The 25,694-nt window shown below is 43.6% G+C and carries 20 protein-coding genes and 1 tRNA gene; 15 read left to right on the forward strand and 6 right to left on the reverse strand.

The window, feature by feature from the left end; genetic code table 11:
• Positions 1-8: 8 nt before the first annotated feature.
• From AC3E9V_RS03005 to treF, 3 genes are all read left to right on the forward strand, one after another.
• Positions 9-3,284 carry a VCBS repeat-containing protein gene (locus AC3E9V_RS03005; RefSeq protein ID WP_488751706.1) on the forward strand — a complete coding sequence of 1,092 codons (3,276 nt, stop codon included), beginning with the start codon at positions 9-11 and terminating at the stop codon, positions 3,282-3,284.
• 18 nt (positions 3,285-3,302) lie between these two features.
• Positions 3,303-4,652 (forward strand): vanadium-dependent haloperoxidase, encoded by a 1,350-nt coding sequence (locus AC3E9V_RS03010; protein WP_488751707.1) that lies wholly within the window; start codon positions 3,303-3,305, stop codon positions 4,650-4,652.
• A gap of 383 nt (positions 4,653-5,035) precedes the next feature.
• Positions 5,036-6,637, forward strand: a complete 1,602-nt coding sequence (gene treF / locus AC3E9V_RS03015; RefSeq protein WP_488751708.1) for an alpha,alpha-trehalase TreF — start codon at positions 5,036-5,038, stop codon at positions 6,635-6,637.
• 183 nt (positions 6,638-6,820) lie between these two features.
• Here treF and AC3E9V_RS03020 read toward each other — a convergent pair whose 3' ends face one another.
• A complete protein-coding gene (locus tag AC3E9V_RS03020) occupies positions 6,821-7,126 on the reverse strand; it encodes a DUF6922 domain-containing protein (protein ID WP_488751709.1) in 306 nt (101 codons plus the stop codon).
• 379 nt (positions 7,127-7,505) lie between these two features.
• A tRNA-Leu gene (locus AC3E9V_RS03025) sits at positions 7,506-7,589 on the reverse strand.
• 240 nt (positions 7,590-7,829) lie between these two features.
• On the opposite strand from AC3E9V_RS03025, the gene AC3E9V_RS03030 reads away from it, so the two are divergent.
• The 6 genes from AC3E9V_RS03030 to AC3E9V_RS03055 all read left to right on the forward strand — a co-directional run bounded on the left by AC3E9V_RS03030 (position 7,830) and on the right by AC3E9V_RS03055 (position 15,946).
• Positions 7,830-9,527 (forward strand): sodium:solute symporter, encoded by a 1,698-nt coding sequence (locus AC3E9V_RS03030; RefSeq protein ID WP_488751710.1) that lies wholly within the window; start codon positions 7,830-7,832, stop codon positions 9,525-9,527.
• 15 nt (positions 9,528-9,542) lie between these two features.
• The gene (glpK, locus tag AC3E9V_RS03035) at positions 9,543-11,021 is read left to right on the forward strand and encodes a glycerol kinase GlpK (protein WP_488751711.1); all 1,479 of its coding nucleotides are present in this window, start codon (positions 9,543-9,545) and stop codon (positions 11,019-11,021) included.
• On the forward strand, positions 11,021-12,667 hold the full coding sequence (locus AC3E9V_RS03040; RefSeq protein WP_488751712.1) for a glycerol-3-phosphate dehydrogenase/oxidase: 1,647 nt from the start codon (positions 11,021-11,023) through the stop codon (positions 12,665-12,667). The genes glpK and AC3E9V_RS03040 overlap by 1 nt, the downstream gene beginning before the upstream one ends.
• A 104-nt stretch (positions 12,668-12,771) precedes the next feature.
• The gene (locus AC3E9V_RS03045) at positions 12,772-14,445 is read left to right on the forward strand and encodes an alpha-glucosidase (protein WP_488751713.1); all 1,674 of its coding nucleotides are present in this window, start codon (positions 12,772-12,774) and stop codon (positions 14,443-14,445) included.
• The gene (locus AC3E9V_RS03050; protein WP_488751714.1) at positions 14,445-15,347 is read left to right on the forward strand and encodes an ROK family protein; all 903 of its coding nucleotides are present in this window, start codon (positions 14,445-14,447) and stop codon (positions 15,345-15,347) included. Before AC3E9V_RS03045 ends, AC3E9V_RS03050 begins: the two co-directional genes overlap by 1 nt.
• A 233-nt stretch (positions 15,348-15,580) precedes the next feature.
• Positions 15,581-15,946, forward strand: a complete 366-nt coding sequence (locus tag AC3E9V_RS03055) for a hypothetical protein (protein WP_488751715.1) — start codon at positions 15,581-15,583, stop codon at positions 15,944-15,946.
• 97 nt (positions 15,947-16,043) lie between these two features.
• Here AC3E9V_RS03055 and AC3E9V_RS03060 read toward each other — a convergent pair whose 3' ends face one another.
• Positions 16,044-16,850 (reverse strand): M57 family metalloprotease, encoded by an 807-nt coding sequence (locus AC3E9V_RS03060; protein ID WP_488751716.1) that lies wholly within the window; start codon positions 16,848-16,850, stop codon positions 16,044-16,046.
• A gap of 144 nt (positions 16,851-16,994) precedes the next feature.
• On the opposite strand from AC3E9V_RS03060, the gene AC3E9V_RS03065 reads away from it, so the two are divergent.
• Positions 16,995-17,483: a hypothetical protein gene (locus AC3E9V_RS03065; protein WP_488751717.1), complete on the forward strand. Its 489-nt coding sequence runs from the start codon at positions 16,995-16,997 to the stop codon at positions 17,481-17,483.
• 171 nt (positions 17,484-17,654) lie between these two features.
• On the opposite strand, the gene AC3E9V_RS03070 is transcribed toward AC3E9V_RS03065, so the two are convergent.
• Both AC3E9V_RS03070 and AC3E9V_RS03075 read right to left on the reverse strand, forming a co-directional pair.
• Entirely contained in the window at positions 17,655-17,951 is a 297-nt protein-coding gene (locus tag AC3E9V_RS03070) for a putative quinol monooxygenase (protein WP_488751718.1), read from the reverse strand.
• Complete coding sequence (locus AC3E9V_RS03075; RefSeq protein ID WP_488751719.1) at positions 17,948-18,730, reverse strand: SAM hydrolase/SAM-dependent halogenase family protein; 783 nt, start codon at positions 18,728-18,730, stop codon at positions 17,948-17,950. The genes AC3E9V_RS03070 and AC3E9V_RS03075 overlap by 4 nt, the downstream gene beginning before the upstream one ends.
• Before the next feature lie 156 nt (positions 18,731-18,886).
• Here AC3E9V_RS03075 and AC3E9V_RS03080 point away from each other — a divergent pair, with 156 nt between their 5' ends.
• From AC3E9V_RS03080 to AC3E9V_RS03100, 5 genes are read left to right on the forward strand one after another with little or no spacing between them, the layout of a single operon-like run.
• On the forward strand, positions 18,887-19,837 hold the full coding sequence (locus AC3E9V_RS03080) for a PhoH family protein (protein WP_488751720.1): 951 nt from the start codon (positions 18,887-18,889) through the stop codon (positions 19,835-19,837).
• Positions 19,830-20,267: a GNAT family N-acetyltransferase gene (locus AC3E9V_RS03085; protein ID WP_488751721.1), complete on the forward strand. Its 438-nt coding sequence runs from the start codon at positions 19,830-19,832 to the stop codon at positions 20,265-20,267. The genes AC3E9V_RS03080 and AC3E9V_RS03085 overlap by 8 nt, the downstream gene beginning before the upstream one ends.
• 58 nt (positions 20,268-20,325) lie before the next feature.
• Positions 20,326-22,410, forward strand: coding sequence for a ComEC/Rec2 family competence protein (locus AC3E9V_RS03090; RefSeq protein WP_488751722.1), 2,085 nt, complete (start codon positions 20,326-20,328; stop codon positions 22,408-22,410).
• A gap of 1 nt (position 22,411) precedes the next feature.
• A complete protein-coding gene (locus AC3E9V_RS03095) occupies positions 22,412-23,188 on the forward strand; it encodes an enoyl-CoA hydratase/isomerase family protein (RefSeq protein WP_488751723.1) in 777 nt (258 codons plus the stop codon).
• Between the two features lie 9 nt (positions 23,189-23,197).
• Entirely contained in the window at positions 23,198-25,090 is a 1,893-nt protein-coding gene (locus tag AC3E9V_RS03100; RefSeq protein WP_488751724.1) for a RecQ family ATP-dependent DNA helicase, read from the forward strand.
• On the opposite strand, the gene AC3E9V_RS03105 is transcribed toward AC3E9V_RS03100, so the two are convergent.
• Complete coding sequence (locus tag AC3E9V_RS03105; protein ID WP_488751725.1) at positions 25,077-25,625, reverse strand: hypothetical protein; 549 nt, start codon at positions 25,623-25,625, stop codon at positions 25,077-25,079. The genes AC3E9V_RS03100 and AC3E9V_RS03105 overlap by 14 nt on opposite strands.
• Positions 25,626-25,694: the final 69 nt, after the last annotated feature.

Genomic DNA, 25,694 nt, shown 5'->3' on the forward strand with positions numbered 1-25,694 from the left:
CTGAAGTTTTGAAATACCCCTGGCTCATTTTTCTGTTTTTTGTCCTGAGTGCTTGCGGTGATAAGACCTCCGAGGTAAGTAAACGAATGGTTAGGCTCTCACCGGAGCAAACAGGAATAAACTTTGTAAATGCGCTGGAGCCGGAGCCTGATCTCAATATCATTGAGTATTTATACTATTACAATGGGGGCGGTGTAGCTGCCGGAGATATTAATAATGACGGCTTAATTGACCTCTACTTTACCGCCAACCAGACTCAGGATCAACTCTATCTCAATAAGGGGAACCTGAAATTTGAGAATATTACTAAACAGTCCGGAATATCCATTCCTGATGCTGCCTGGTCAAGTGGAGTAGTGATGGCTGATATTAATGGTGATGGCTGGAAAGACATCTATGTATGTAAAGTTGGGAACTATAAGTCCCTGAAAGGGCACAATCTGTTATTTATCAACAATCAGGATAACACCTTTTCCGAAGTTTCTGAAAAAGTAGGCCTGGACTTTTCAGGTTTTTCTACACAGGCCTCCTTCTTTGATTATGACAGGGACGGGGACCTGGATATGTACCTGATGAACCATGCTGTCCATACCACGCGCAGCTACCAGGCTGCTTCTACACGGGCAGAGTTTGATCCTTTGGCAGGAGACAGGCTTTTTGAGAATAGACTCAATGAAGGGAAGCTATACTTTGAAGATGTAAGCGAGAAAGCTGGCATCTACAGCAGTGCACAGGGTTATGGTCTGGGGTTGGTTACTACCGATATCAACCAGGATGGCTGGGTGGACATCTATGTAGGAAATGACTTCCATGAGGATGACTACTTATACCTGAATCAAACTGATGGTACCTTCAAAGAAGTAAGACAGGATGTGATCAATCATACCAGTCGTTTCACTATGGGCGTAGATGTAGCGGACATCAACGGAGATACTCACCTGGATATCTTTTCTTTGGATATGCTCCCAAAAGACCAGCAGATATTGATGAAATCCGGAGGTGAAGACAATAATAAGGTTACCGAAGTGAAGCTGAAGTTTGGCTATGGTCACCAGTATGCCCGTAATGCCTTTCAACTAAATACGGGTGATGGACATTTTTCAGAGGTAGCGCTTCTCACCGACACCTATGCTACGGATTGGAGCTGGTCCGTATTGTTACAGGATTATGACAATGATGGACTTACGGATATCTTCATTACCAATGGTATTTACAGAAGACCGAATGACCTGGATTACATCAATTTTTTGAGTAACACCAACCTGGGACAATTTGCTGCAGAGAAACAAGACAGTGTGGAACTGGAGCTGATCGAACGTATGCCTACCTTGAAAATCCCAAACTACTTATACGAAAATAAAGGCAACCTGCAATTTAAAGAGGTTAGTAAGGAGTGGGGACTTGATGAGCCTTCTTACTCAAACGGGGCGGTATATGCAGACCTTGATAACGATGGTGATCTGGAGCTGGTGATCAATAATATCAATTCGGAGGCATTTGTTTACAAGAATACTTCTTCCGATGGCCACTCAATCCAGCTGGAGTTAGTGGGGGATTCACTCAATAAAAATGCTATAGGAGCAAAAGTAAAAGCATGGTATGGAGAGCAGGTGGCGGTGAGAGAAATTACCTCAAGCCGGGGCTTCCAGTCCTCTCCATCGGATCGGGTGCATTTTGGACTGGGGAGAAACACCAGAGTAGACTCTCTTTTGATCCAGTGGCCTGATGGTAGTATTCAGCGGGTACACTCCCTGCAGGCAGGTGTTATACACAAGGTAGAGAAAGATGCCTCTTCGGGTGACTTCAGGAAGGCAAATTCAGCTGACCCGCAGAAATACCTGGAGTTTGACCTGTCTGAGAATAATTATAAGGATTATGATAAGGAGATCTTAATTCCTGAAAAGCTATCTACAGAAGGTCCGGCAGTTGTAGCTGCTGATTTTAATGGTGATGGGAGTGATGATCTTTTTATTGGGACAGCCCGGGGGCAGATAAATCAGCTCTTTTTAAGTACAGCAGAAGGTTTGGTAAAAAAAGAAGTTCCCATTTTCGATGAATTTGAAACCATGGAAGCAGTTGGTGCAATTTCTTTTGACCTGGAGGGAGATGGAGATCCGGATATTTATGTGGTGCATGGAGGCAACGACTACCCGTATGAGTCGCCGTTTTTTGAAGATGTGGTTTATGTAAATGATGGCCAGGCTAACTTCACAAAAGCTCCCTTTAAGCTCCCTGATATCAATGGGTCCTGTGTGGCGGCAGGAGATTATGATAAAGATGGAGATACGGATCTTTTTGTAGGGGGCAGAGCAGTACCGGGAGGCTATGGCTTGTCTCCCTACAGTTTCCTTTTGGAAAACAAAGAAGGAACCCTGGAAATTGCAAAAACCTGGCAGCAGGGGATGGTGACCGATGCGGTATGGCATGATTACGATGAGGATGGACTTGATGACTTGTTTATCGTTGGAGACTGGATGCCTGTCACTGTGCTGAAGAATAAAGGAAACGCTGAATTTAAGGATGAAACCGAAAGTCTTGGTCTGGACAGATCTCAAGGGATGTGGAATCACATAACTCTAGCGGATGTGAATGCCGATGGGAAAGCGGATATGATCGTGGGAAATCTGGGGTTAAATAGCAAATTCAAAGCATCTCCTACGCAGCCTGTTACCTTATATCTGGATGATTTCGACCAAAACGCTCAGCCGGACCCGTTGATTTTCTATTTTAAAAATGGGGAAAATATTCCTTTTGCCTCCAGGAACGAGTTGACGGGTCAGCTTCCATCTTTAAAGAAAGCATTCCTTAGCTACGAAGACTTTTCCAGGGTGAGATCTATAAAAGATCTGACAGGTCAAAGTGAAGAGGAAGTAGAACAAATAAACCACATTTATGACCTCAGCTCGGGAGTCTTTCTTTATGAGCAAGGGAAGTTTGTAAAGCGAGATTTTCCACTTCGGGCTCAGTTTAGTCCTGTCAATGACGTTTTAGTGTTGGATCTGGATGAAGATGGATTTCAAGATTTAGTCTATGTAGGCAATTTCTTTGGTTCAGTGACCTCTGTAGGCCGGTATGATGCCAGCCCCGGAGGAATACTCGGAGGGCATGAAGATGGTACGTTTGAGTTTGTCTCGTATTTGCCATTAGACTTTGAAAAAGAATATAGAAAAGTTATTTCTTTAAATGATACATTTGTTATAATTCCGAGTAGTGGGAAGCCTATCCTGCTGGAAAAGAATAGGTTAATTGAACTTTTTAGGTCCCGGACGGACTCTGATATATAGAACTAAAGCTGAAGAAGTATGATTAGAAGAGTATTTTTAATGATCGTTTTTGCTCAGGTATTTTTCTACTCCTGTCAGGAAAATACGGCATACAAAGCCATTCTGAATGACCCTGAATCATACCAGGGTGCGGTGAAGCAATTGACTGATGTGATCGTGTATGATATTTTTTCGCCTCCTGTAGCAAGCAGGGTGTACGTATACCCTAATATTGCGGCATTTGAGGTCCTGGCTAAGTTTAATTCTGACACACTTCGGTCGCTGGCCGGACAGGTGACGGATCTTACTGAAGTACCTGATCCGCCTAAAGGGGAGCCGGTTAATCCAAAGTTGGCAAGCATTCACGCGTTTTTTACCGTTGGGACAACCCTGATTTTTTCAGAGGATAAAATGGATGCCTACCGTGAAAATTTTTACAGCCAGCTGGAAGAGAACGGCTTGCCTTCAAGTGTTAAGGAAAGTTCCTTAAAATATGGCGAAACAGTAGCCAAACATATCTTACAATGGGCTGACGGAGATATGTATAAGCAGACTCGTACTTTTCCTAAATATACGGTGCAGAGTGAGACCTTTAAATGGAAACCTACTCCACCTGATTACATGGAAGGTATTGAACCCCACTGGAACAAGATCCGGCCTATGGTACTTGATTCGGCTCACCAATTTATTCCCAAGCCTCCTTTGGAAATGACGATGGATAAGGACAGCAAATTTTATAAGGAGCTGAAAGAAGTTTATGACGTAGGTAGAAACCTGGATGCTGAGGGTAAGGAGATTGCCAAATTCTGGGATTGCAACCCCTATGTTTCCCACCACCGGGGACATGCCATGTTTGCCACCAAAAAGATTACTCCGGGAGGACACTGGATCGGGATTGTAGCCATAGCTACCCGTACTGCTGGCTCAGACTTTGAAGAAACTGTAGAGGCTTACACTCGTACTTCAATAGCCCTGTTTGACGGCTTCATCAGCTGCTGGGATGAAAAGTGGAGAAGTATAGTAGTGCGTCCTGAAACCTTGATCAATCAGTATATGGATGAGCAGTGGGTGCCATTGCTTCAGACCCCGCCATTTCCTGAATACACCAGCGGTCACAGTGTGATTTCCCGGGCTGCAGCTGTTACCCTTACCGACTTTTATGGAGATAATTTTGCATTTACAGATACCACTGAAAATGAATATGGATTACCAACCCGGAAGTTTGACTCGTTTTTGCAGGCTTCCGAAGAAGCGGCATTGAGTAGATTGTATGGGGGTATACACTACCGTATGGCCATTGATGAAGGGGTGTCTCAAGGGGAGCAGGTAGGTGAATTTGTGGTGAAAAATTTGAAAACAAGAACAGATAATACAGTAGCAAGCAACTAACCAGTTAAGGAGTTAAAAGCTGTGGCAGTGGTAGTGAATAATAGGCAATAGGCAATGAGCAATGGGGAGTTTGTGATTGGTGGACTTGTGATTGGTGATTGGTGGATTAGTCCTTTGTCAAGTTTATGTTGAATGATCATAGTGGAGTATGGGTTTGATACAAATATTCCCCTTTTCTTTTTTAAAGGGGGCGATGGGGGTTATAGAAAAATTTATCAAACCCATACTTCCTTACTGCTTAATTGCAATTTGAAAATGTAGGATTAGTTAGTCAATGGTCATCCCGAGGCTTAGGGAGGCAAAGATGATAGACAATACCTTGAAAACAGCCAAATAAAGGCTAATAGCCAAAGGCTAAGTGCTAAAAGCTAATTATTAAACACATGAAAATAGTATCCAGTATAAAGATAGCAGGCCTTTTGGTACTGCTATTTTTTTCATGCACCCAACCTAAGCAGGAAGTAGTATCAGAGTCGGGCTTATACAAACCCTGGAAATCCCTGGAGCCGCTGTTTCATGATGTTCAGATGGCGGGTGTTTTCCCCGATTCCAAAACCTTTGTTGACTGCAAACCAAAAATTGCTCCGGAGGAAATTGTGGCAAAATACCAGGCACAGAAAAATGATCCTGATTTTAACCTGGAAGATTTTGTTGAGGCGCATTTTCAGCTACCTCCCACCCCGGTTACCTCTGAGTTTGACCGCACAAAGGAGTTTGAAGAACACCTTTTAAAGCACTGGGATTACCTCACCAGAGATGCTTCAACAACTACTGGCCTGTCAACCCTTATAGCTTTGCCTGAGCAATATGTGGTGCCGGGTGGACGATTCCGTGAAGTTTATTATTGGGATAGCTATTTTACCATGATCGGCCTGGGAGTTTCTGGCAGGGACGATCTGATCAGGTCCATGATAGACAACTTTGCTTTTCTGATCGATTCAGTAGGCTTTATTCCAAATGGCAACCGGGCTTACTATCTGGGAAGAAGTCAGCCTCCGTATTTTTCCTCCATGGTCAATCTCTATATGCAATTGACAGGTAAGGATTCGGGATTAGTCTATTTGCCGCAGATTAGAAAGGAATATGATTTTTGGATGAAAGGGGCCGACAAGCTATCTGAAGATACACCAGCTTCAGGTAGAGTGGTGAAGCTTAAGGATGGGACAATTCTGAACAGGTACTGGGACAATCTGAACTTCCCCAGACCAGAGTCCCATAAAGAAGACTTTGAGCTGGCAGAGGGTCTGGATGGTGAAGAAGCGAAACAGAAACTTTATAGAAATCTACGTGCCGGTGCTGAATCAGGTTGGGACTACAGTACCCGCTGGTTTGAGGATAAGGAGGACTTTTCAAGCATTCGCACTACGGATGTTTTACCAGTTGATCTGAATTGTTTGCTTTACCAGACTGAGGTGATTTTAGAGCGTTTGTACGAACAGACAGGTCAAACGGAGGAGGCTGAATTATTCAGAAATCGGTCATACAGTCGCAAACAGGCTATTCAGCAATACTTCTGGAATGAAGATCATCAGGCGTTCACTGATTTTCTTTGGAAAGAAAATCTACCCGTAAATCAGCTTACGTTAGCAGGAGCATATCCCCTTTATTTCAGAGTGGCGTCTGAATCTCAGGCAGAGGCCCAGGCAAATATCATTGAAGATAAGTTTTTATTGCCAGGGGGATTGGTTACCACCACCATTGAGTCGGGACAGCAGTGGGATTACCCAAATGGCTGGGCGCCCCTTCAGTGGATAGCCATTAAGGGGCTGGAACATTACGGTCAGCAGGAGTTAGCCGATGAAATTTCCCGTCGGTGGATCCGGGTAAATCAGAAAGTATTTGTGAATACAGGCAAGATGATGGAAAAATATAACGTGGTAGATACTACGCTGATAGCAGGCGGGGGAGAATATCCGACTCAGGATGGGTTTGGCTGGACTAATGGAGTGGTTTTGGGACTTTTAGCTGAGGATGCCAGGTACTGAATCGGTTTTCATGGGGAGTAGATTTTCCAATGAACCCATTTCACAATACTTTTTTGGTTTCTGTACGGATTTTGGATTTGATATGATCCCAGATCTACGGATATTCTGTGTCCGATCTACAGAGCCAGTGAAGTTCCTCCACAAGATTAAAACTTTTGAATAAGGGGTTTTGCATCAGGTGGATCAGGAGGTCCAAGAGTTTTGTGTTGACTGCCTGCTTGCATAACATCTGAATTCGGTTTTCTTGAGTGAAAAATAATGAGACAGGAAAGAGAGCGTTACCGGATCTAAGTCTTTGAACTTCACACTCGTTTTTTTGATTTCTTCCAACCCATACACCTCCTTGATGATTTTCCAATCCTGTAATGTGCCATATTCCAAAACCCTATGGATAATAGTATTTTTGGAGTCGACAAAATTTATGATATCTATGTCCAGATCCCAAAATAGATATGAGGATAGATCATTTGTGGAATACCTATGGTGCATAGCCCTTTTTTCTTGCTAAAACAAATGTACGATACTATCGTGATAGTTTGAAGGGGTACGACAGTTTTGCTCTATATGTTACCGAAAAGTAAATTCAAAGAGCTATAACCAGGTGCATTTTTGATTTTGAGCGATTGGATTTTTGTTGTTTTGTTCGGATTTCGATATTCTATTTTCGGATTTATTATTAAGCAGAACTCAAGGATTGACTCGCTGAATCCTAACCCTATTGCTAAATTCAAGGTTGATCAGAACAGTAGTTTGTAGGTGAACCCCTGATTGTGAAATAAAGTAAAGGCTCAAAAGTCATCCCGACGCTTCGGGAGCCAAAAAGTGCCGAAGGCGGGCTTGTCCGCCGTAGGCTGACGTAGAGAAAAAGTGCCGAAGGCGGGAGTCGAACCCGCACGAGATTGCTCTCACACGCCCCTGAAACGTGCGCGTCTACCAATTCCGCCACTTCGGCATCAGGGATGGCAAAGTTAAATCAAATCATGGTTTTATAAACTACTTTTTTGCTTTGTATTTTAATCGTCAGTTTCCGAAAACGTAGCCTGATTTTAGTCCGTCTAAAAATCATTTTAAAAAATTTTCAAATCCAAACGTTTGCATTAGAAGGTCAGTAAAAGAGCCTCTAAAAAGGGTGACAATTTTGTTGATTTATTATTATAATAGGGATTGTATAAACCTATCCAACCCTGACTAAATGGAAAATGTATCCCTCGGCTTTATTGATCTGGCCATCATCGTGGTGTATATACTGGGAATCATCTGGTATGGTATATCCAAAGGAAAGCAGCAGTCTTCAGAAGATTATTTTCTGGCCGGTCGAAACATGACTTGGCCCATTGTGGGGGTTTCGCTGTTTGCAGCAAACATAGGAAGTAATACCCTCATAGGTCTGACCTCTGATGCATACCAGACAAACACGGCTGTTTACAACTATGAGTGGATGGCAGCTGTGGTGCTGGTCTTTTTTGCCATCTTTTTTCTCCCATTTTATCTCAAGTCCAGGGTGTATACCATGCCCGAATTTCTGGAACGCCGGTATGATAGCAGGTCCAGGTATTACTTTTCCTTTATCACCATCGTTGGGAATGTGATCATTGATACTGCGAGTGGCCTGTATGCCGGAAACCTGATACTGAAAATCATTTTTCCCGAGATATCCTCTACGTTTATCATCATAGGTTTAGCGCTTGCTGCTGCAGCTTATACTATTCCGGGAGGCCTTTCTTCAGTTGTGCATACGGAAGTGATCCAGGCGCTCCTGTTGATTCTTGGATCCATTATTCTGACCTACTTCTGCTTTACTGAAGTGGGAGGGTGGTCAGGCTTGATGAGCGGGCTGGATTCGATGCACGATTCCGGGTACATTGCCAAACCAGCTAATCAGGTCTTTGATATGGCCGGACCGGTAAGTGATCCTTACATGCCCTGGACAGGTTTGCTGTTTGGTGTACCGCTGTTGGGGTTTTATTTCTGGGCCAACAATCAGTTTATGGTTCAGCGGGTATTGAGCGCCAAAGATCTAAATCATGGTCGCTGGGGAGCGTTATTCGCGGGCCTCATGAAAATACCGGTAATCTTCATCATGATCTTTCCGGGCGTTATGGCCATTGTTTTGTTTGGAGACCTGGACATTAGCGGGCTGAACTACATGGTGGCTGATGCCTCCGGAACAGAAACCCTTTGTGAAAACCTGAAGGATTGTCCCAATATGACCTATCCGGTGTTATTGTATCAGCTTCTTCCCACTGGCCTGTTGGGGTTAGTGATTGCCGGATTGCTGGCTGCCATGTCATCCAGTATTTCTGCCACCCTTAACTCAGCCTCTACCTTAATCACCATGGACTTTGTGACTAAACTTAACCCGAAGCTGACCAGCAAGCAGTTGGTGCGTGTCGGACAGATAGCTACGGTAGTTTTGGTATTGCTGGCGGCCTTCTGGACCCAGTATATTGAGCAGATCTCAGACTCCTTGTGGGAGTACCTTCAGATGGTGCTTGGATTTATTGCACCACCGGTGGTGGCAGTCTTTTTAGTTGGCTTGTTTTGGAGGCGAGCTAATGGCACAGGTGCTTTTGCTGCCCTGTTAGCAGGTTTGGGCTTTGCAATCTTCTTCATCTTCTCAACAGCTTATGAGCTGGCTCCGGCGATAAATGAGATCCACTTTTTGCATAAAGCACCGTTACTAATGGTATCTTGTATGATTGTACATGTGTTGGTGAGCTTGATGACCCCGCCTCCAAAAACTGAAGTAGTTGAAGATATGACCTGGAGCGTGAGATTGTTTAAAGAGGAAACTCGAGAATTAGAGGGACTACCGTGGTATAAAAATTATAGATACCTGGCAATAATCCTGTTGCTCATCACAGCAGTAGTGGTAGGAATATTTTGGTAAAAAACGATTAAGAATATGGCTTATGTAGTTGCACTGGATCAGGGAACCACCAGCTCCCGGGCTATTCTTTTCAATGAAAAGGGCGAGATTGCTGGTGTAAAGCAACGAGAATTTACTCAGTATTTTCCAAAATCCGGATGGGTAGAACATGACCCGGAGGAGATCTGGAGTACTCAGTTTGAGGTGTTTCGTTCTCTTCTAAATGATTATGGGATCTCACCCAAATCCATAACTGCTATAGGTATAACCAACCAGCGAGAGACCACTGTGGTTTGGGACAAGAAGACCGGCGAGCCAGTGCACAATGCTATCGTCTGGCAGGATAAAAGGACCTCTGGTTTTTGTGATGAGCTAAAAGAAAAGGGGCTTGAAGAGAAAATTCGATCAAAGACCGGCCTGGTGATTGATTCGTATTTTTCAGGAACCAAAGTGCACTGGATACTCAATAATGTTGCCGGTGCGAAAGAGCAAGCCAAAAAGGGGGATCTGTGTTTCGGTACCATTGACTCGTGGCTGGTCTATAAACTTACGAAAGGCAAGGTTCATGCGACCGATTTTACCAACGCCTCCAGGACCATGCTTTACAACATCGTAGAAAATAAGTGGGATGAAGAGCTTATGGAAGTGCTTGGTGTGCCGGCTTCTATGTTACCTGATGCTTACCCGTCGGCGCATCATTTTGGGAGCTTTGAATATAAGGGAGCTTCCATTCCTATTGTGGGTATAGCGGGGGACCAGCAGTCTGCGCTGTTTGGGCAGGCGTGCTTTGAGCCTGGGGAAGCAAAGAACACTTATGGTACAGGTTGCTTTATGCTGATGAATACCGGCAATAAATGCGAGGTTTCTAAGCATGGACTTTTGACAACTATGGCTTGTAGTACAGGGGATGAGCTTACCTATGCATTAGAGGGTAGCATATTTATTGCCGGGGCAGCTATCCAGTGGCTCAGGGATGGTTTACGCGTTCTTGATCATGCAGAAGATTCCGAATACTTTGCCCGGAAGGTGGAGACACAGGATGTTTTCCTGGTACCGGCATTTGCGGGATTGGGTGCTCCCTATTGGGATCAGTACTCGAGAGGTGCCATCTTCGGCCTGACACGTGATACCGGGAAAAACCATATTATCAAGGCGGCTTTAGAATCCATTGCCTTTCAAACCAGGGATGTGAAAACAGCCATGGAGCAGGACTCCGGTATTGAGGTAGGTAGCCTTATGGTAGACGGGGGAGCCACGGCCAATGATTATCTGATGCAGTTTCAGGCAGATATTTTGGGTATTGAGGTGGATCGACCTGCTATCGTAGAGTCCACAGCGTTGGGGGCAGCGTACCTGGCAGGTTTAAAAGCGGGCATCTGGACCCTTGAGGAAATCAAAAAAATTCGAAAAACAGAAAAAAGGTTTAAACCTCAATTACCTGAAGCAGATAGAGATAAGCTCTATGCTAAGTGGCAAAAAGCTGTGGAGCGAACATTTAACTGGGCGAAAGAATAATGAATGTCTTCAATGCAAAACATCGGGGGGAACTGATAAAACAGCTCACGACCAGGACCTATGACTTACTGATCATAGGTGGAGGTGTGACAGGTGCAGGTATTGCCTTAGATGCTGCTTCCCGGGGATTAAAGACTGCTTTGGTAGAGAAAAACGATTTTGCCTCGGGCACAAGCAGCAAGTCCACTAAATTGATCCATGGAGGTTTGCGTTATCTGAAGCAGTTTGAGATAGCCCTGGTGCGTGAAGTAGGCCAGGAGCGGGCGGTGGTGCATAAGCTGGCTCCGCATTTGGTGAAATCGGAAAAAATGTTGCTCCCTCTCATCAAAGATGGCACCTATGGCAAGATCCTGACCTCATTTGGTCTGATGGTCTACGATGTACTGGCAGGAGTAGAGAAGGTGGATCAGCGTAAAATGATGAGTAAGGAAGAAACCCTTGAAAAGGAACCGCTTCTGGATGAGTCAAAGGTGGAAGGCGGGGGGATTTATGCTGAATACAGAACTGATGATGCCAGGTTGACCATTGAGATCCTTAAGTCAGCCACCCGGTTCGGGGCAGACATCATTAGTTATGCTGAAGCGACTGATTTTATTTATAATGAAGGTAAGATTAGTGGGATTCAGTGGCAGGATCATCTTCAGGGTTCTACTCATCAGCTTAAAGCAGATTATGTGATTAGCGCAGCGGGACCATGGGTAGATGAGATCCGCAAAAAGAACAAATCGCTGCAGGGGAAACATCTGCATCCGACCAAAGGAGTTCATATCGTGCTGCCTCATAATAAATTCCCTGTGAAGCAGTCAGTTTATTTCGATGTTCCTGATGGGCGAATGATTTTTGCTATCCCGAGAGACCGTGTGACTTATATTGGAACTACCGATACGGATTACCATGAAGATATCAATGATGTGCGTACGGATAAAGCAGACGTGGAGTATTTGATCAATGGAGTCAGGCATATCTTCCCGGAGATCGACCTGACAATTGGTGATGTGGAATCCAGCTGGGCTGGTCTCAGGCCATTGATAGAGGAGGAAGGTAAGTCTGCATCTCAGCTCTCCCGCAGAGACGAGATTTTTGAATCAGAAAGCGGATTGCTGTCAATTGCAGGTGGCAAGCTAACGGGCTACCGTAAAATGGCCGAGCGGATCGTTGATCGGCTGGCAAAAAAGATCAGGGAAGAAGATGGAAGAAAAATCCCTGAATGTACCACTGATAGGATTATTCTTTCCGGTGGGGGGTTTAAGGATGGGAATGATGTGAAAAGGTACCAGGAAGAGATCAGACAGAGAGTAGAAAAGGTGGGACTCGATCCTTATTATGCTGAGTACCTGGTAAGTAACTATGGTAAGCAGACAGAAGATATTTTTCAGCTATTTAATAACCTGGAAAAAGAAGATCCGGAAATTCGACTAGCCCTCGCAGAGCTTGATTTTACGATCGAAAATGAATCTGTTCATTCTCTGCTTGATTTTTTCGAAAGGAGAACAGGCAGACTGTACTTTAATATTAAAACCATTCCAAAGCTGATAGAACCTGTTTTCGAACATTTAAAAACAACCCATAACTGGTCGGAAGAGCGTCAGAAGCAGGAAAAAACATGGCTTGAACGGGCCATTCATGTAGCGAGCCATTTCACATAATTAAATTTCTCCCGCAGATTCCGAACCTTCGGAATACAGAAATACGCGGATCATTCATCTGCACCTATTTCCGGGATCAGCGGGAGACAACAAAAGATAGCAATATGAAAAAAACATGGTGGAAAGAAGAGGTTATCTACCAGATATATCCGCGAAGTTTTAACGATAGCAACGGAGACGGAATAGGGGACATTCAGGGTATCATTCAGAAACTTGACTATGTAAAAAGCCTGAATGTGGATATTATCTGGCTTTCGCCGGTATACAAATCCCCCAATGATGATAATGGCTATGATATCAGTGATTATTATGACATCATGGATGAGTTTGGCACCATGGAGGATTTTGATCACCTTTTGGAAGGTGTTCATAGCCGGGGCATGAGGCTGGTAATGGATTTGGTTGTAAATCATACTTCAGATGAGCATGAATGGTTTCAGGAATCCGGAAGCTCCGGAGATAACTCAAAAAGGGATTATTATATCTGGCGTTCGGGGAAGAACGGGGGCCCGCCTACTAACTGGAAATCCTTCTTCTCAGGTAGCGCTTGGGAGCTCGATCATCGGACGGGCGAATATTACCTCCATTTTTTCACTAAGAAACAACCCGACCTGAACTGGGAAAACCCTGAGGTGAGACAGGAGGTCTACAGGCTGATGCGGTTTTGGTTGGATAAAGGTATTGATGGATTTCGTATGGATGTTATTCCTTTGATATCCAAGCGGGAGTTCACAGATGTAGACCCTGATATGGAATTCAACGAAGTGATCGAACAGGTCTACGCTAATGGCCCCAGAGTGCATGAATTTTTGCAGGAAATGCATCAGGAAGTCATGAGTAAGTATGATATGATGACTGTAGGCGAAGGACCGGGCATTACGAAAGAGATAGCAATAGATTATGTGGGTGAAAACCGTCAAGAGCTGGATATGATCTTTCATTTCGGACACATGTTTATCGATCATGGTCCCGGAGGGAAATATGATCCGGTGGATTTTACTCTGCCGGACTTTAAAAAAGTTTTTGTGGATTGGGATAAGGCCATGGGAGACTCCGGGTGGTTGAGCATTTTCCTGGATAATCATGATTTCCCGCGAATGGTGAGCAGGTTTGCCGATGATGGAGCGTTTCATAAAGAGGCGGCCAAGCTACTGGCTCTATTGATTTTGACTCACCGGGGGACACCTTCCATTTACCAGGGTAGTGAAATAGGTATGACCAATGTAAAATTTGATTCCTTTGGAGACTACCGGGATGTGGAGGTGAAAAATGAGCTGGAGGAAATAAAGGCCAGAGGAGGAGATCCGGATGCTTTTTTAAAAGCCGTTCATCGTCAGGGGAGAGATAACGTTCGCACTCCGATGCAGTGGGATGCTTCAGAGAATGCTGGTTTTACCAGTGGACAACCCTGGATCAAGCTAAATCCAAATTACCGGCAAATCAATGTAGCCTCGCAAGAAAATGATAGCAGCTCCATTCTGAATTTCTACAGGCATTTGCTAAAGGAGCGTAAGAATCACCCAACATTGATCTATGGTAAATATGCTTGCATAGATCTTGATGACCCAAAGGTTTACGCTTACTGGAGGTGGGATGAAAGTAATCAATATTTGGCGATACTCAATTTCGGTAGTGATAACGTTACTTTCAGACCAGATAATAAGTTTCACTTCAAGAATGTGGAGCAAGTCTTTAACAATTATCCAACTGATTCGCAGGTTGGAGAAGGATTTGAATTGTTGCCCTGGCAGGGAGTACTTTATAAACTGAAAGATTAATGCCAGTTTGGGGAATAGACCTGGGAGGTACGAAGATCGAAGGGGTAATTCTGGAGAGCAGGGAAAGACCCAAAGTGATCTGGCGTCAGCGTATTCCTACTGAGTCAGACAAAGGATATATGCATATTCTGGGTCGGATTCAGTTGCTTATAGATCATATGGCCCGTAAATCGGGTCTTCTACCTGGGAAAATTGGCTTTGGAACACCCGGTTCGCTGGACCCCGCAACTCAGACATTGAAGAACAGCAACACTGTATGCCTGAATGGTAAGTCTTTGAAACAGGACCTGGAAAAGAAACTCAGGATTCCTATAGCCATCGCCAATGATGCGAACTGTTTTGCACTTGCCGAAACCATGATGGGCTCTGTAAAGGAGTCAGCTCCTGGAGCCAGAGTGACATTTGGAGTAATTATGGGTACGGGAGTTGGTGGAGGTATTGTGGTAAATGGACAGGTTATTAATGGGCGGCAAGGTATTGGTGGCGAATGGGGTCATAATTTTCTCGATGATTCCGGGGGCGAATGTTATTGCGGGAGGAGAGGCTGTGTGGAAACGATCCTTTCAGGCAAGGCGCTTGAGCGATTTTATAAAGCACAATGTGGCCAGGAAAAGGACCTGAAAGCAATCTTTGAAGCTTTCAAAGACAGAAGGGACCTGGTAGCCGTTACTACGATTGACAGGCTGATCCATTTCTTTGGAAAAGCGATGGCTGTCGTTATTAACATCCTGGATCCGGATGCTATTATTTTGGGAGGTGGAGTGGGGAATATTGATGAGCTGTACTCTCGTGGTGTGAAGGAGGTGATGAAGCATGTTTTTAACCCTAAACCTGATGTGCAATTCCTAAAACCATGCCTGGGTGATAGTGCAGGGGTATTTGGAGCTGCCTTTCTTATTTAGACAACAAGAAAATCTTGCTTGTTTATAAAGAAATTCACAAAATCTTTTCTTAAAGTAGCTTATTTGAAAACTAAATGATCGCCGAATTTGGTTATAAGGTTAACGAATCCGACTTTGTCAAGTTATGTTGAATCAAAGTGGGCGATGGGGGTTATAGAAAAACTTATCAAACCCATAATCCCTTACTGCTTAATTGCAACCTGGCAAAGTAGGACTCCCTGAAATCCAAAGGCATGTCTGAAGCTCCTGAAAAATCAAGGTCATATGTTACCAGGGAAGGCACTTTAGTCGTAAAAACTGGTTTTATTGCTAAAGTGCACAGCAGCATCAGAGAGCATGTGCCTGGGATTACGTGGGTACTGGTTTTTTCCGTATTAGGCTTGCTAATGGTACAGCTAATTAACCTGGTCGCAATTTATCATTTGACCAGTAATCCGGATACAGCTAATCAGGTAGCGCCACTTTTATTTGTTGTTTGGGCAATAGGAGTAATACAGCTAATAATAGTGGTTGTTATTTTTCTTTCTTTTAAGTCTGTAAATCCACTTAATAAGTTTTCAAAGCCGGAGAACTTTGATCTTTCATTAAAGGATCATTAATGCCAAAGAATCTGGTGAACCATATCAACCCCACATATGGCAAGCTGGGAAATAAAAAACCCTTCACGAGGTGTGTGAAGGGCTTTTGTTGCTCTCTTTAATAAAGATAGCCTAACGCAATCTGGTCATTTGAGGTAAATGGCCGGTCTCCTTCAGGGTCGCCACATGCCAGCATCCATGAGTCGGCATCCGGGCCGGTAGGAGTGTCAGGAATGTGATTGGCTCCTACACCTCCATCTCCTTCATCATTCGGAGAGCCACCACAGCTATAGCTTCTGTCCATATAGTCTGTGTGGCGGAAACCGATACAGTGCCCCATTTCATGAGCAATAGTAGTAGCCAGCCCGTTGATATTACTGACGCCATCATAGTATTGGGTTGTCATAAGAATCTGGCCATGGGGATCTCCATTGGAAGTAGGGAATCCGGCAGAACCCAAAATCCCGAACCAGTAATAGTACCATGGTGAAGCCTGAATCACAATATCTGCAGAACCTGAACTACTTACCTGTTGAAATGTAAGGTTTAGGTTTTCGCCATTGTATCTGTCGATGGCAATGTCAGTGGCATCTTTATACTTTTGAGCCATGTTGACATAGACATTGATGGTTCTTGGCGTGCCGGTAACCAGATTGTCCGTATGGTAATGTTCTTCCTCCGGAATCTGCCTGCCCGGCTGAAGTTGATGAAGCTGGTCTACTGTAATGCTGATATCACCTTCTATAAAGAGGATATCATTGTACATTTTCACTTCGTTAGAGTTGAATCCAAGGGCTTCAATTTTGTCCAGTATTTCGCCTGGAACATCCTGTAACTCTGGCTGTACTTTACTGTCTTGCTCCTGGCAAGCAGCTACAATGGTGAGCATGAGTGCAAAAGCACTGATTCTTAAAGTTGTTTTCATAATGCATAATGATTTAGGTTAAGCCAAAAGTTATAAAATATTAATGTGTAACGGAAATAATTAAGCTTAAAATTGTATTTTCCATGGGCAGGAAATCATTTTTAGTAATTCGTCGTTACTTTTATTGATACATACAGCAATGACATGAAACAAGTTATTTTCTCCCTCCTGGCATTAATTACCTTAGCCTGCAGTACTAATGAAGAGCCGGAAAATATTATAAGAGAGCAAACCTATTTGTTACACCGGGCTACCCAGACGCGGATAAATGGTACTGCTACGGTCACTGAATTAGGACCTGGTAAGGTAAAAATCACCATACAGCTACAAAATACCGCGGCAGGATTTGCGCATCCTGCTCATTTGCATTTTGGGTCTATCGAAGAGGTGGGAGAGCTCGCTTATAAGCTGAACGATGTTGACGGAGCTACCGGCAAGAGTGAAACCGTCCTTGATCAGGTAACCCTGGAAGATGGCTCGGTATTGGACTATTTAATGCTTCAGGAGATGAATGGCAGCATTAAAGTTCATATGGATGATTCATTTTTTAAGCCTTTTGTGCTGACATATGGCAACATAGGTCAGAATGAAAATTTCCTGTTTGATGGCGCTGCTACCTGTACAGGCCATTGATTAAAACTGATAGCCTATAAAAAAAGATCCCTCGTAAGGGAAAACGAGGGACCACAACCAGCTATGGAATAATGACCTATTGGCCAAGTTCTGAATGTAAAAGTAACGATCTCAGCAGCATTAGAAATCTTTTATCGGTGAATGCTCAGAATCCTTCGTTAAAACATCTAATTACTGTAGTTCTTCTATTTCAGAAAGCGAAAATGCCATTGGTTTTTTTGAGAAAAGGACTTTGGTTTTTGCCCAGGTTTTCTTGAATAACTCTGAGTTCCTGTAGTTATCCAGGTCGGGTTGACTCTGCCAGTGGCTCAGGGTGTAATACACATTTGGGTGGTGGTAGTCCTTGTGGAGAGAAAGATATTTACATCCTTCAAAAGCACGTATTTTTTCCTTAGAGCTTTGGAAGATCCCTTCAAATTCTTCGGTTTTACCTTCTTGAAAAGTCATGCGTACTATCCTTTTGATCATACCTGAAAGTTTATGATTACGGGTGTATCCAGCCCCAGACCCAATAATTCAGAAGCATTTCCTTTGTTGATGCCGATCTGTAAATATCCGGAGGAATTAAAGAGAATAAAGTATTCTCCGGACTCTACCTCATGAAAAGATTGTTGAAAGCCGGAAGCGCGCTCCCGCCCAAAGCATATTTCATAAGGTGAGTTACCATTTATCTTCATGATGGCCTCAAATTCCGTTTTTAAAATGTTAGTGATCAGGTTGCCATAATGGTCCACACGGATCACATTGCCTACCATCTCCCTTTTGGTAGCTTTAAGCTGTCGGGCGTATCTGGTTTGTATCGCTTCTAATGGCTTTCCAAGCTCCTGAATTTTTTTCCCACCGGCGAGGTCTGCTGCCACCGGAGCCAGAATGTCTTTGGCTTCAAAGGTCGTCCGGATGGGATTGACTGCATTTAACTCAACCATGATCGTAGGGTTTTGATCACTTAAAAGACTGAATAATCCACTGTCCGGCCCAACAAAATAATGTTGCTCCAGCTGGATAGCAACAAGTTTGGATGGTTCTCGTGTAGTTACATCAAGGGCACAAAGGTGTACGGTTCCTTCGGGGAAGTCTCTGAATACATTTTTTAAAACGTATGAACCATGACCGATATCAGAAGGGTTTATATGATGACTGATGTCTATAATGTTCAGGCTCGGGTTTGACCGGATGATAGCAGCCTTCACTGCAGCTACGTAGTGGTCTTCCGCTCCGAAATCAGACATAAATGTGACAACAGCCATAGTAGCTACAGAAATATTTTTTATTTTGAGGCAAAAATATAAATTCTAAAAGCAAGAAAAACCTATACAAGAGCGCTTTCGGCAAACAAAGAGCCGATGTTCTGTTTTAACCGTTTTAATTGAGTAAAATAAAAAATATATAAATCACACACTCATTTGCTAGAAAAAGTAATTACGCTTGAAAATATCTCCCTGATTGATTTCCTGGGGATTGAAAATCAGAACATTAAGGAAATTTCATCTGCTTTTCCTGAAAGCAAGATTATTTCCAGAGGTAATGAGATACGTATACAAGGTACGGCTCCTCAAATTCTAAAAATCAACGATATTCTCAATTCGCTTCTGAACCACTACAATAAGTTTGGCAAGGTGACGCATGAAAATGTCGTTTCATATATTAACGAGGAACAGCATGCCCATCATACAGGAGCTGATGATATACTGGTTTTCGGTACCCGGGGGTTTAAGATTGCACCTAAGACCAAAAATCAAAAAACACTTGTAGACTCGGTCGAGAAAAATGATCTGGTTTTTGCCATAGGCCCTGCAGGTACGGGTAAGACGTACATTTCGGTAGCTATGGCAGTACGGGCTTTGAAAAACAAGGAGGTTAAAAAGATCATCATTACCCGGCCAGCGGTAGAAGCCGGTGAAAATCTTGGATTTTTACCGGGGGATCTCAAAGAAAAGATTGATCCTTATTTGCGTCCTATTTATGATGCCTTAAACGATATGATCCCTTCTGAAAAGCTAAGGTATTATCGCGAAAACGGAGTGATTGAAATAGCTCCGTTGGCTTACATGAGAGGACGCACCCTCAACAATGCCTTCATCCTTCTTGATGAGGCCCAAAATACCACTCCTATGCAGATCAAAATGTTTTTGACCAGGATGGGGCCGGAGTCCAAGGTGATCATCACAGGTGACCGCTCTCAGATAGATCTGCCAAGGAAGGTAAAATCCGGGCTGATAGAGGCAGTCAATGTACTAAAAGATGTCAAAGACATTGGGTTTGTAGAGCTGGACGAAAAGGATGTAGTCCGTCACAAACTTGTGAAGGATATCGTGAGGGCTTATAACAAGCATCAGCAGGAGAGTAATGAGTAGTAGCGTGTGCCTGGCAGATACAGATGAGCTGAAGGAGAAAGCATTTACGGTCCGCCGTGAGGTCTTCGTGGTGGAGCAGGAAGTAGATACCGATGAGGAGTTTGACGAGTTTGAGTCCGATAGCAGGCATTTTGTAGCTGTAGATGACGCTGGTCAGCCACTGGGAGCAGCCAGATGGCGAAAAACCGAAAAAGGCATCAAGCTGGAAAGATTTGCGGTGAAAAAATCTGCTCGTGGACAGGGCATTGGCGCTTCCTTGGTAAAGGCTGTGATAGGCGATATAAAAAATCAGGGAAACGATGGGGCTTATTTGTACCTGCATGCACAGCTACCTGCTGTTCCTCTATACGAAAAGTTTGGTTTTCGAAAAAAAGGAGACCAATTTCCGGAATGCAATATTTTGCACTATTTAATGTACCGCCAATTGTGAAATGTGCATTGCTTGTTAAGGATTTTTTTATCACCTTGTAGCAAGCAACGATTTTAATATGTTTAAGTGGAGCGCCTTTCCGTTTATACGTGTTTCTTTTTTCTTAATCATAGGTACATTGGCCCGGGAGGAGTATCCTTTGCTTTGGCAGAATCACCTGTATCTTGCCGGTACATTCTTTTTTGTTTTTCTGATTAGTTGGGGGTTTCTGAGAATCCGATTGGTACACAGCCTGATTACTTTCGCGTTCATTGGTTATTTGGGAGGTGTGTTAGCCCATCTCAATGATGACCGCCTGAATCCGGATCATTATTCTCATTTTTATGCAGAGGGCTTCACAGCTACTGTTATTTCTGATGCTACAGAGAAAAAGAACTATAATCGGTATAAAGTTGGGTTGCATCAAATCAAGACTGCTGAAGGCATTTCTGAGGTTTCCGGAGACTTATATTTGTATGTAAGAAAAGACAGTGGGGCACTGGTGCTGGATTATGGTAGTGTTTTGGCGGTGAAGAATAACTATTTTGAAGTCGGGTCACCTAAAAATCCTCACGAGTTTGATTACAAGGCCTACCTTGAAACCAAAAATATATTCGGACATGCATTCGCAAACGCTGACGAAATCAGGATTATTGATTTTGATCCGCCTAACATTCTTTTTAAATGGGCTTATGGGGTAAGAAAATATGCCGGTGGCTTGCTTCAGCAATACATCACCATGGACAGAGAAAGAGCCATTCTGTCGGCATTGTTGCTTGGGATTAAGGACCAGTTGGATAATGAACTGAAGGAAGCTTATGCTTCGGCAGGAGCCATGCATGTTTTGGCCGTGTCAGGGCTGCATGTAGGTATTATTTACTACATTCTCTTGATCCTTTTCAGGCCGCTTAGAAATAAGAAAGTCGGCCGTTTTTTGTTTGTTAGCGTTTCTCTGAGTGTCATCTGGATGTACGCTTTGATTACGGGATTTTCTCCATCTGTAATGCGCGCTGCTACCATGTTTAGTGTAGTGATTGTATCAGAAGCATTTAACAGAAAAGCTAATATTTACAATTCACTGGGAATAGCTGCATTTTTGCTGATCTTGTATGATCCGTATATGATCTATTCTGTAGGGTTTCAATTATCGTTTGTGGCAGTCTTTGGCATAGTGATCCTGCATCCCTGGTTGTATAGAAAATATGAAGCCAGAACCAAAGCAGGAGATTATATCTGGTCTATCACTTGTGTTTCTATCGTGGCGCAGTTAGCTACATTTCCGCTGGCTTTATATTATTTTAACCAATTCCCGACATACTTTTTGGTTTCTAATCTTTTAGTGATACCAGCAGCACTTTTGAGCCTGTCTGCCGGTCTGTTAATGCTTACTTTGGGAGCTCTTTCTTCCACATTAGGTAGTTTTTTAGGCTTTTTACTTCAGTGGTTTATCTGGGGAGTTAATGAAGGGATTGGTTTGCTGAAGGTATTGCCCTATCCACTTTTTGATTGGCTTTATATTGACAAAGCGGAGGTACTATTGATTTATGCGATTATGGGATTGCTGATATATGCTTTTGGCAGACAAAGTTTCAGTGCTTTGGCAGGTGCATTTCTATGCTTTATTGGTTTCTCTGTCTTGGGACTAAAAACAGAATTTGAAAGTCATACACAAAAGAAAATTGTTTTTTATGAAATAGATGATAATGTAGCCATAGACCTGGTGAATGGAAGGAATGCGCAGTTACTATTAGCCAAGAGCGGCGAAGACCTGGAGGAAGTCCTGCATTATCAGATAGACCCCAACAGGATAGCCAATGGCTTGCCAAAAGCAGAAGATACCTGGGGTCGTTTCGATCGATCCGGTTTAGTCAAAAATATAGATTATTTTGATCTGATCTGTTGGCAAGGGTATCGGATTCTGGTTGCAAATGAGGTGCCTTCAGGAAGTTTTGAAGGCCAACTTAAGGCGGATATCGTTTATTTGACGGCTCCCTGGTGGAAATCGCTGAAATGGTTGGATACCAGGGTGCTGTTGCTTGGGACAGAGCTTAGCTATTATGAAATCGACGACCTGAGAGAAGTTATGGAAGCAAAAGGAGTAAAAGTGCATAGTTTGACTCAGGATGGATTTTGGGAATTGGATTTAAACAACACAACCTTATAAAATGGATTTAATCGACTATGAGACAACAGCTTCCCGTAAAGCTGTAATCACACTCAATAGACCTGAAAAAAGGAATGCGCTCAGTGCCGAGCTTGTTACAGAGCTGAAGGAGGCCTTTAAGCGAGCCGAGCAGGAGGAGCAGGTAAAGGTGATTATCCTTAAGGGCAAAGGAAAGGCGTTTTGTGCGGGAGCTGACCTGGCTTATTTGCAAAACCTCCAAAACTTTTCTTTTGAGGAAAACCTGGAAGATTCAAATCACCTGAAAGAACTTCTACTGCAGATCTATAATCACTCTAAGCCTGTAATTGCTCAGGTACAGGGTCATGCGATTGCCGGAGGTTGCGGTCTGGCCACAGTTTGTGATTTCATCTATGCCGCGGAAGAAGCAAAGTTTGGTTATTCTGAGGTTCGGATCGGTTTTGTGCCGGCCATGGTTATGCTTTTCCTGATTCGCAAAATTGGCGAATCAAGAGCTTCGGAATTACTTCTTTCAGGAGACCTGATCGGTGCGTCTGAAGCACAAACGATAGGCATGATCCATAAAGTGTGTTCGGCAGACCTGCTGGATGAGGAAGTCAATAAGTTGGCAGACAGCCTTATTCAAAATAACTCGGGAGCTTCCATGAGGCTTACCAAAAAATTGATCAAGGAGGTGCAGAATTCAAAATTAGAGGAAGCTTTAAATCTGGCGTCTGAAACCAATGCCAGAGCCCGGGCCACCGGGGATTGTCAGAAGGGGATAGCTGCATTTTTAAATAAGGAACCAATCAAATGGTGATTAAAATTAATGAATGAGCCAATTTCCATACTGAAACAATACTGGGGGTATGAGTCTTTCAGGCCTTTGCAGGAGGATATTATTGGCTCTGTTTTGAAGGGGTCCCCCACACTGGCACTGCTGCCGACCGGGGGCGGCAAGTCCATTTGCTTTCAGGTTCCTTCCTTATGCCTTGAGGGAGTCTGTATTGTGATATCTCCACTCATTGCTTTGATGAAAGATCAGGTAGAGCAGCTAAAGCGACGCAATATTAAAGCTGTGGCGGTGTACTCAGGGATGTCTAAAAAAGAAATTGATATCCTGCTGGATAACTGTGTATACGGAAGCGTAAAATTTCTGTATGTATCCCCTGAACGCTTGAAGACAGACCTTTTCAGGGATCGTGTCAGGCAAATGAATGTCAGCCTGGTAGCCATTGACGAGGCTCACTGTATTTCACAATGGGGTTACGATTTCAGGCCTTCCTACCTGGAGATTAAGCAGTTTCTTGAGGAGTTTTCCATACCCCGAACCATGGCTCTTACTGCTTCAGCTACTAAAGAGGTACGTCAGGACATACTGGAAAAGCTTGGGATGGAGGATGCCAGTATTTTTGAGAAAAGTTTTTCCCGGCCTAACCTTTCCTATTCGGTCTTTGAGCTGGAGCAGAAAGAGCAAAAGATGCTGGAGATCCTTAAAAATGTACCCGGCAGCAGTATCGTTTATGTAAGGAGCAGAAAGCAAACAAAAGGGATTGCAGATTTTCTGAATCGCCACCGCCTAAATGCAGATTATTATCATGCAGGTCTGGCCGGGGAGACCAGGGCTTTGAAGCAAGATCGCTGGATAGCAGGTGACATACGTGTGATAGTAGCTACTAATGCATTTGGTATGGGAATAGATAAACCGGATGTACGGACAGTCATTCATTACGATTTGCCTGATTCTTTGGAGGCTTACTATCAGGAAGCCGGCAGAGCAGGACGGGATGAGAAAAAGGCTTTTGCTGTCCAGCTTTTTCACCAGGAAGACCTTCTGAACCTGGGGGCCAGGGCTGAGCGGTCTACTGTGACTGTGGATTTTATGAAACGGGTCTACCAGGCTCTAGCCAACTATTACAAATTAGCGGTGGGTAGTAATGCCTATTCGAGTTTTGATTTTGACTATCAGGCATTTGTCCAAAATTTTGATCTGCCGACTGTAGAAACTTTTTATGCGCTGAACAAGCTGGCCGATGAAGGGCTGATCCAATTGAATGATTCTTTCCGGGAGCCTTCCCGGGTTATGTTTTTAATGCAGCAGGAAGAAGTGTACAGGTATCAGGTGGCTAATAGATCCATGGATCCGGTGATTAAGACACTAATGCGCTTATATGGAGGTGAGCTTTTTTCCGGATATGTTCAAATCAGGGAAAAAGAGGTGGCTGACCTGTTAAAAGAACCAGTTTCTGTTGCGGTGAAGCAGCTGGAGTTTTTGCATCAGTCTGAGGTGGTGGACTATCAGCATAGCAGTGATCGCCCAAAAATCATTTTCTTAACTCCGCGCTATGACATCAATAACCTCCCCATAGATAAGAAACAGATCGAATGGCGGAGAAAAGTTACCCTGGAGAAGGTAGCCTGGGTAAAAGATTATGTGGTGAATACACTGAAATGCCGAACCAGGTTTATTCAAAACTATTTTGGGGAGGTTACCTATAGCGACTGTGGGACATGTGATGTCTGCCTTTCGCGGTCCCGCAAAAGGGAAGGGCTGCCCTTAAAGCAGGTTTTAGACTACATTGAGAGTGGTCCTAAAACAGAGAGTGAGCTGGCAGAAGCATTTACAAAGCTTCAATCAGGGGATTTGATATTAAGTCTGCGACTCCTTATGGATCGTCATGAGATCACCCTTAATGAAAAGGAACAATTTATGAAGATTTGACTTTGCCTCCCGCCGGCTTCACGTGCTTCCACGAGTCCCCTCGCTTAATGCTGAAAATAGTACCTACTGTGACTCCAAACTGCTTGGCTATCATCTTCACCCTGGTTTTTCGGTTAGGGTCTGCCATCATCTTTTTGATCACTGCTACCTGAGTCCTCGTCAGCTTGTTATTTGGGGTAAACTCTTTGTTATACGTATAGGCAGATTTATGAAACTTACTCATGTAAGATTTAAAATCGTCTTTGTTTACCCATTTTAGATTGCTAGCTGCTGGATTCCCCTTGTTTTCATCCAGAAAAATGATGTGGGAATGATTATCAGGATTGGACACAAAAAGCTTGGCTACTATCTTATGAACGTAGATCAATGTGTTTTTGCCATCCTTTTTTCTGGTAGGGATGGCCCTGTATCCCATATTTTTGTAATGTTTGAGAAGCTTGGGAGGATCGAAATAAAGGGACTTAACTTCTCCCTGGTTGCTGATGAGAAATTTGTTTCGAATCTCCTCGCTTTCCCAGACTTTCCACTCTTCCATAGCGGTCTGAATTTATTCAAAAGTAGTTATTTTTTGTTCTAAAGGAAAAACATCCTATGTGTTAAGTCC

The sequence above is a fragment of the Marinoscillum sp. HNIBRBA16962 genome, assembly GCF_057801515.1.